Below are 6,591 nucleotides of genomic sequence, written 5' to 3'. Positions count from 1 at the left end.
CGGCGGGAGGGGGCGCGGGCTGCGGCGCGGAGCCGGAGGTAGCGGCGCCCGGAGCGCTACCGCTAGCGCTGGGCGTGCCCGGGGCACCGGCGTTGGCGCCGGTGCTGTTATTCGCGCCAGGATTGGCACCGCCGGCGCTGTTGTTGCCGCTGTTGCCGGCTGCAGCCGAAGTCGCGTTTTCCGCGGCGCTGGCGCCGCTGGTCGCGGACCTGGCCGCAGGCATCGGGGCCGGGTTGGGCGTCGCACCGCTGGTGGTCGCGGCGGCCGGCGCGCGCGCTTGCGCGCCGCTCACCGGGCTGGCGCCAGTCGCCGGCGTGCCGGCCGCATAGGCGCCCGCCGGCATCGCCAGCGCGACGCTCGCGCAACCGAGGACGCTTACGGCGCCGAGTGCGGCGCGGCGCGCGCGGGTCGGAATCGGTACCTTCACGACCGGTCCCTCCACGGCGCGATACGCACCAGCAGCAGCATGCCGGGCACCGCGAGCGCGGTGCAGAGGATGAAGTAGTCGAACCAGCCCATCCGCGCGACCACATAGCCGCTCGCCGCCGACGCGAGCGTGCGCGGCACCGACGCGAGGCTCGTGAACAGCGCGAACTGCGTCGCGGTGTAGCGCGGATCGGTGGTGCTCGCGATAAACGCGGTGAACGCGGCCATCGTGAGACCGGTGGCGAAGGTCTCGAAGCCGTACACGAGCGCGAGCGCGACCGAGCGTGGATCGAGCTGCACGCTCCAGTCGATGCCGACGAACGACAGCAGCTTCGTCGTCCCCTGGCTCAGTGCGACGGCAATGTTGTAAATCGCGGCAAGTCCGGGCGAATCCGGGCCGAGATGCGCGAGCCACGCGAAGCCGAGCGTCGACACCATCTGCAGCAAACCGAAGATCCACAAGCCGCGGCCGATGCCGATCTTCATCAGCCAGATCCCGCCGACGATGCCGCCCGCGAGACTCGCGCCGAACGCCGTGGTCTTGGCGATCACGCCGATCTGCGTGCGCGAAAAGCCGATGTCGAGGAAGAACGACGTGGACAGCGTGGTCGCCATCGTATCGCCGAGCTTGTACAGGAAGATGAAGCCGAGCACGAAAAGGGCAGCGCGCCAGCCGTCGCGCTGAATGAATTCCCTGAACGGCTCGACGATCGCCTCGCGCAGATTCTTCGGCGGCTCGCCGTGCACCTCGGGCTCGCGCACCACCAGCGTCATCAGAACGCCCGGCAGCATGAACGCGGCCGTCACGATGAAGACGGTGCTCCACGGCAGATGATCGGACAAAATCAGCGCGAGCGAACCGGGCACGAGCGCCGCGATCTTGTACGCGTTCACGTGCACCGCGTTGCCGAGGCCCTGCTGCGTGTCGCTGAGCAATTCACGCCGGTACGCGTCGATCACGATGTCGGAGCTCGCGCCGAAGAACGCGACCAGAGCGGTCAGCGCGGCGACGGTCCAGATCGATTCGCGTGGCGACACGAAACCGAGCGTCGCCATCGCGCCGGCCACGAGCAATTGCGTGACGAGCATCCAGCCGCGCCGTCTGCCGGGCCGCCAACCGGGCACGCGCGGTACGTAGCGGTCCATCAGCGGTGCCCAGACGAATTTCCAGGTGTACGGAAACTGGATCAGCGCGAAGAGGCCGATTTCCTTCAGATTGACGCCTTCCGAGCGCAGCCACGCCTGCACGAGGTAGACGAGCGTAAACAGCGGCAATCCCGACGTGAAGCCGAGAAAGACGCAAATCAGCATGCGCGTATTCAAAAACGCGCGCCAGCCGGGATGTTCTTCGTGAGCGGTAAGTGCGGGCGCCTCGTGCGGCGGGTTCGACATGTGGATAAGTGACGTTAGCTTTTCTTGACGCGATAGACCGCAAGACTACCACGCCAGTTCACGCCCCAACGCACCACCTGTCCGTCATGCAGCACGACGCGATCGAGAATCTCGATGCCGACCTCGGGCGCGAGCGCTTCGAAGTCCTTGATCGTCAACACACGCACGTTCGGCGTGTTGTGCCATTGATAAGGCAGCGACTTCGACACCGGCATACGCCCCTGCAACACCGACAGCCGATGCGCCCAATAGCCGAAATTCGGAAACGACACGATGCATTGCTTGCCGACGCGCACCGTCTCGCGCAGGATCGCCGCGGTCTGATGAATCGTCTGCAGCGTCTGCGACAGCACCGCGAAATCGAAGCTGCCGTCTTCGAACAGGCGCAGGCCGTCTTCGAGATTCTGCTGGATCACGTTGACGCCCTTCTGCGTCGCGGCGAGCACGCCGGCGTCGTTGATCTCGATGCCGTAGCCCTGCACGTCCAGTTCTTCGTTCAGCAGCGACAGCAGCGAGCCGTCCGCGCAGCCGAGATCGAGCACGGTCGCGCGCGGTTCGACCCAGCGGGCGATCGCGCGGAAGTCCGGGCGCAATGCCAGGTAATCAAGTGCTCGCTGGTTCATGCGTTAACCTCGTTTGCAATGCGTTCGTAGTAGGCGCGCAGCAGGTTGTGATAGCGCGCATCGTCGAGCAGGAAGGCGTCGTGGCCGTGCGGCGCGTCGATCTCCGCATAGGTGACCGTGCGCTTGTGGTCGAGCAGCGCTTTCACCAGTTCGCGCGAGCGTGCCGGCGCGAAACGCCAGTCGGTCGAGAAGCTCGCGATCAGATACTTCGCGGTGGTGCGCGCCAGCGCGGCGGTCAGATCCCCGTCGAAGGCCTTGGCCGGATCGAAGTAGTCGAGCGCGCGCGTGATCAGCAGGTAGGTGTTCGCGTCGAAGTAGTCGGCGAACTTGTCGCCCTGATAGCGCAGATACGATTCCACTTCGAACTCGACGTCGAAGCTGAAGTTGTAGTCATCGAGCGCGCCTTCCGCGCGACGCAGCGAGCGGCCGAATTTTTCGGCCATGTCGTCGTCCGACAAATACGTGATGTGGCCGATCATCCGCGCGACGCGCAGGCCGCGCTTCGGTTTCACGCCGTGCGCGTAGTAGTTGCCGCCGTGGAAGTCGGGGTCCGACAGGATCGCCGAGCGTGCGACCTCGTTGAACGCGATGTTCTGCGCGGACAGTTTCGGCGTCGATGCGACCACGATGCAATGCGCGACCCGCTCCGGATACATCATGCTCCACGCGAGCGCCTGCATGCCGCCGAGACTGCCGCCCATCACGGCGGCGAAGCGCGTGATGCCGAACGCGTCGGCGACGCGCGCCTGAGCGTTGACCCAGTCTTCGACGGTGACGACCGGAAAGGTCGCGCCATACGGCTTGCCGGTCGCGGGGTCGATGCTCATCGGCCCGGTCGAGCCGAAGCACGAGCCGAGGTTGTTCACGCCGATCACGAAAAACCTGTCGGTATCGAGCGGCTTGCCCGGGCCGACCATGTTGTCCCACCAGCCGATGTCCTTCGGATTGTCGGCGTACACGCCCGCCACGTGATGCGATGCGTTCAGCGCGTGGCACACGAGCACCGCATTGCTGCGCGCGGCATTGAGCGTGCCGTAGGTCTCGACCATCAGGTCGTAGCCTGCGAGCGAGCTGCCGTTGCGTAATGGCAGCGGCTCGGTGAAATGCATTTTTTGGGGAGCGACGATGCCGATGGATTCCATTCATTCCGCCATTGAGTCAACAGGGCGGCTAAACGGCGTCGGCGAAGCACGAAGAGAAGGACGATGTGCGCAGCTGACGACCTCTTTAGCCGCATTTATAGTGAACCGCGGGCCTGGGGCCAAGGGTTCGCGCGCCCGCAATCGAGTCAGCAAATCGGCGCGTGAAGGGGTGTGAAACCGGGTGCAACGTGTTTCGGGATGCCTTGGCGCGGTCCCTTATGCATCGGAAGGCCGCGGCAACATCAGGCGCAAAGTATAGCGGAAAATTCCGCGCGGCAGCGGCACGGGCGATGCCGCGCGAAGGGTGCGAGTCCTCGCGGACTACTGAAGAATCAGCAGCAGTTGCTCGTCCGCGTGTTCGGCGGGCGGCCGCGCGAAACCGCTGCGCACATAGCGATGCCAACGGCCGATCACGTAGCTCACCACCAGGCTCGCGCGAATGGCGGGATCGTAGTCGGCAGGCAACGCAGTGGATTGCGGTGCGGTCTGCGGGCCGGCGTTGCCTGTGACGTCGTTATCCGCACGGGCAAGCGCTTCGGTCTGCGCGAGCCGCAAGCACTGCTTCAGCGATGCCTCGACGCGCTCGAGCATCTGGTTCACGCGCTCGGTGAGTCGCTCGTGCTCGCCGATCAGCGCCTCGCAGGTCAGCACGCGCGTCATGCCGGGATTTTTCGCGGGAAAGTTGAGCAGCATCAGCGCGATCGCGCGCGCCTGCAGCACGCCGTTGTTTTCGTGATTGGTGATCTGGTTGATGAGGCCGAACAGCGTCTGCTCGATGAACTCGATCAGCCCTTCGAACATCTGCGCCTTGCTGGCGAAGTGGCGATACAGCGCGGCTTCCGACACACCGAGCCGGGCGGCGAGCGCGGCCGTGGTGACCTTCTCGCGCTTCGGCGCCTCGAGCATGCTGGCAAGCGTCTGCAGGATGTGCACGCGACGCTCGCCCGGCTTCGGACGCGGCGAGCGTGTGGCGGCCGGCGCCGCGGGGGAGGCTGCGGCTGAGGTTTCGTCAGGCTTGTCGATCGGCTGCATGGCTGTGGTCCCCCGGCTGATGTCGTTGGCGGCTTTCGTCCCTACTGTCCCGGCTTGCGTCCCTTCCATCGAACCGAGCGCGTGCCCGGTCGTAGCGATTTTAGCGAACGAATGCTGCGGTCGACATAATGCGGCCGGCCGGTGCCCGGCAGGCGCGTCGGTACACCGTCCGCGCGCGGCTTGCGCGCCAGGTGCCCGGTGATCCACACGGTGCGGATGCCGAGCCGTCGATAGTTTTTCAGGTGCGAACGCGTGTCCTCGACGAGGATCGCGTCTTTCAGCGACACGTGCGCGTCGCGCATCGCGCGGCGCAGCATCGCGTGATCGGGCTTCGCGCGCCATTGGCGGCGATCGCGCATGTGCTCGATCGCGATCACGCGCTCGAATAGCCGCTCGATGCGCAACTCGGCGAGCACCGCGCGCGCGTAGGTTTCGGGCGCGTTGGTCAGCACAATCTTGCGGCCCGGCAGCGCCGCGATCAGACGCGCGACGCCGCGCTCGTGACGGATCATCGAGCAGAGGTCGGGGAACGTGTGCACGACCTTCAGGAAGTCGTGCGCGTCGAGCGGATGGTGGCGCGTGAGACCGAGCAGTGCTGCGCCGTAGCGCAGCGTGTAGCCGGTGCGCAGACGGTTGGCTTCGTCGATGTCGACTTGCAGCGCGTCGATGATGTACCGGGTCATGCCGCGATTGATCGCCGGGAAAATGGCATGTGACGCGCGGTGCAGCGTGTTGTCGAGATCGAACAGCCAGACGGGCTTGCCGCCTGCGAGGTCAGGACGGCGGCGCCGCGAAGTGGGGGTGCGCATGGTGAATTTCTTCAGCCGCTGACGGGCGTTTCATGCTGCGGATGCGCAGAGATTGCTGCATCAACGCTCGGGGGCGCGCATGGACTGCCGGCCGCGAGGTGGGGCACAGGCGTCGCGCCGCTCGGACGCAACCCCTGTGCCGGGGATGCCGCAACGATCAATGCGAGCGGATCATCGTGCCGAACGGCTGTTCGGTCAGAATTTCGAGCAGCACCGAGTGCTCGATGCGGCCGTCGATGATGTGCACCGAGCGCACGCCGCTCTTCGCCGCATCGAGCGCGGACGAGATCTTCGGCAGCATGCCGCCGGAGATCGTGCCGTCTTCGAACAGACCGTCGATTTCGCGCGCCGACAGGTCGGTCAGCAGATTGCCTTCCTTGTCCATCACGCCGGGGATGTTGGTCATCATGACGAGCTTTTCGGCGTTCAGCACGACCGCCAGCTTGCCCGCGACGAGATCCGCGTTGATGTTGTACGACAGGCCGTCTTCGCCGAAGCCGATCGGCGAGATGACCGGAATGAACGCGTCGTCCTGCAACGCCTTCACGACCGCCGGGTTGATCGACTCGACTTCGCCGACCTGGCCGATGTCGACGTACTGGCCCGGAGTTTCGCGATCGGGCATCAGCATCTTGCGCGCGTGGATCAGGCCGCCATCCTTGCCGGTCAGGCCGACCGCGTGGCCGCCGAAGTGGTTGATCAGCATCACGATGTCCTGCTGCACCTCGCCCCCGAGCACCCATTCGACGACTTCCATCGTCTCTTCGTCGGTGACGCGCATGCCCTGGATGAACGTGCCCTGTTTGCCGATTTTCTTAAGCGCCTGGTCGATTTGCGGACCGCCGCCGTGCACGATGACCGGGTTGATGCCGACCAGCTTCAGCAGAATCACGTCGCGCGCGAAGCCCTGCTTCAGACGCTCTTCGGTCATGGCGTTGCCGCCGTATTTGATGACCACGGTCTTACCGTGATACTGACGGATGTAAGGCAGCGCCTCGGCCAGAATTTCGGCTTTCAGGGTGGGCGCAATCTGCGAGAGGTCGGGAAGCTCGGACATGGCGGCAGGCTCGGGCACGGAACAGTTGAAACAGCGCGAATTGTACAGGACTGGCGCGCTGCAACAGGGTTTTCGGCCGCGGCGCGAGCGACGGGCGGTGCAGGCTTGGC

6 protein-coding genes and 1 pseudogene are annotated in these 6,591 nt (G+C 65.5%); all 7 read right to left on the bottom strand.

What is annotated here, in order from left to right; genetic code table 11:
- A pseudogene (locus F6X40_RS15400) lies at positions 1-427 on the bottom strand (M48 family peptidase); the annotation flags it as partial.
- Positions 424-1,818, bottom strand: coding sequence for an AmpG family muropeptide MFS transporter (locus F6X40_RS15395; RefSeq protein WP_187628403.1), 1,395 nt, complete (start codon positions 1,816-1,818; stop codon positions 424-426). The gene F6X40_RS15395 and the pseudogene F6X40_RS15400, both read right to left, overlap by 4 nt.
- A 14-nt stretch (positions 1,819-1,832) precedes the next feature.
- Positions 1,833-2,441, bottom strand: a complete 609-nt coding sequence (metW, locus tag F6X40_RS15390; RefSeq protein WP_090802214.1) for a methionine biosynthesis protein MetW — start codon at positions 2,439-2,441, stop codon at positions 1,833-1,835.
- Positions 2,438-3,583, bottom strand: coding sequence for a homoserine O-succinyltransferase MetX (locus F6X40_RS15385; RefSeq protein WP_187628402.1), 1,146 nt, complete (start codon positions 3,581-3,583; stop codon positions 2,438-2,440). The genes metW and F6X40_RS15385 overlap by 4 nt, the downstream gene beginning before the upstream one ends.
- Positions 3,584-3,904: 321 nt before the next feature.
- Complete coding sequence (gene slmA / locus F6X40_RS15380) at positions 3,905-4,615, bottom strand: nucleoid occlusion factor SlmA (protein WP_187628401.1); 711 nt, start codon at positions 4,613-4,615, stop codon at positions 3,905-3,907.
- A gap of 41 nt (positions 4,616-4,656) precedes the next feature.
- Positions 4,657-5,424, bottom strand: a complete 768-nt coding sequence (locus tag F6X40_RS15375; protein ID WP_187628400.1) for a pyrimidine 5'-nucleotidase — start codon at positions 5,422-5,424, stop codon at positions 4,657-4,659.
- Positions 5,425-5,581: 157 nt separating this feature from the next.
- A complete protein-coding gene (gene argB, locus F6X40_RS15370) occupies positions 5,582-6,481 on the bottom strand; it encodes an acetylglutamate kinase (protein WP_018419098.1) in 900 nt (299 codons plus the stop codon).
- Positions 6,482-6,591 lie beyond the last annotated feature (110 nt).

The organism is Paraburkholderia sp. UCT31 (assembly GCF_014397655.1).
Taxonomy (GTDB): Bacteria; Pseudomonadota; Gammaproteobacteria; order Burkholderiales; family Burkholderiaceae; genus Paraburkholderia; species Paraburkholderia tuberum.
Note: the sequence above shows the minus strand (reverse complement) of the source record. Positions and strands in the feature narration are given on the sequence as shown.

Bases quoted from the DNA above. Each gene is read 5' to 3' on its own strand.
- F6X40_RS15375 (WP_187628400.1), bottom strand. From the start codon at position 5,424: ATGCGCACCCCCACTTCGCGGCGCCGCCGTCCTGACCTCGCAGGCGGC.
- slmA (WP_187628401.1), bottom strand. From the start codon at position 4,615: ATGCAGCCGATCGACAAGCCTGACGAAACCTCAGCCGCAGCCTCCCCC.
- F6X40_RS15395 (WP_187628403.1), bottom strand. From the start codon at position 1,818: ATGTCGAACCCGCCGCACGAGGCGCCCGCACTTACCGCTCACGAAGAA.
- metW (WP_090802214.1), bottom strand. From the start codon at position 2,441: ATGAACCAGCGAGCACTTGATTACCTGGCATTGCGCCCGGACTTCCGC.
- argB (WP_018419098.1), bottom strand. From the start codon at position 6,481: ATGTCCGAGCTTCCCGACCTCTCGCAGATTGCGCCCACCCTGAAAGCC.
- F6X40_RS15385 (WP_187628402.1), bottom strand. From the start codon at position 3,583: ATGGAATCCATCGGCATCGTCGCTCCCCAAAAAATGCATTTCACCGAG.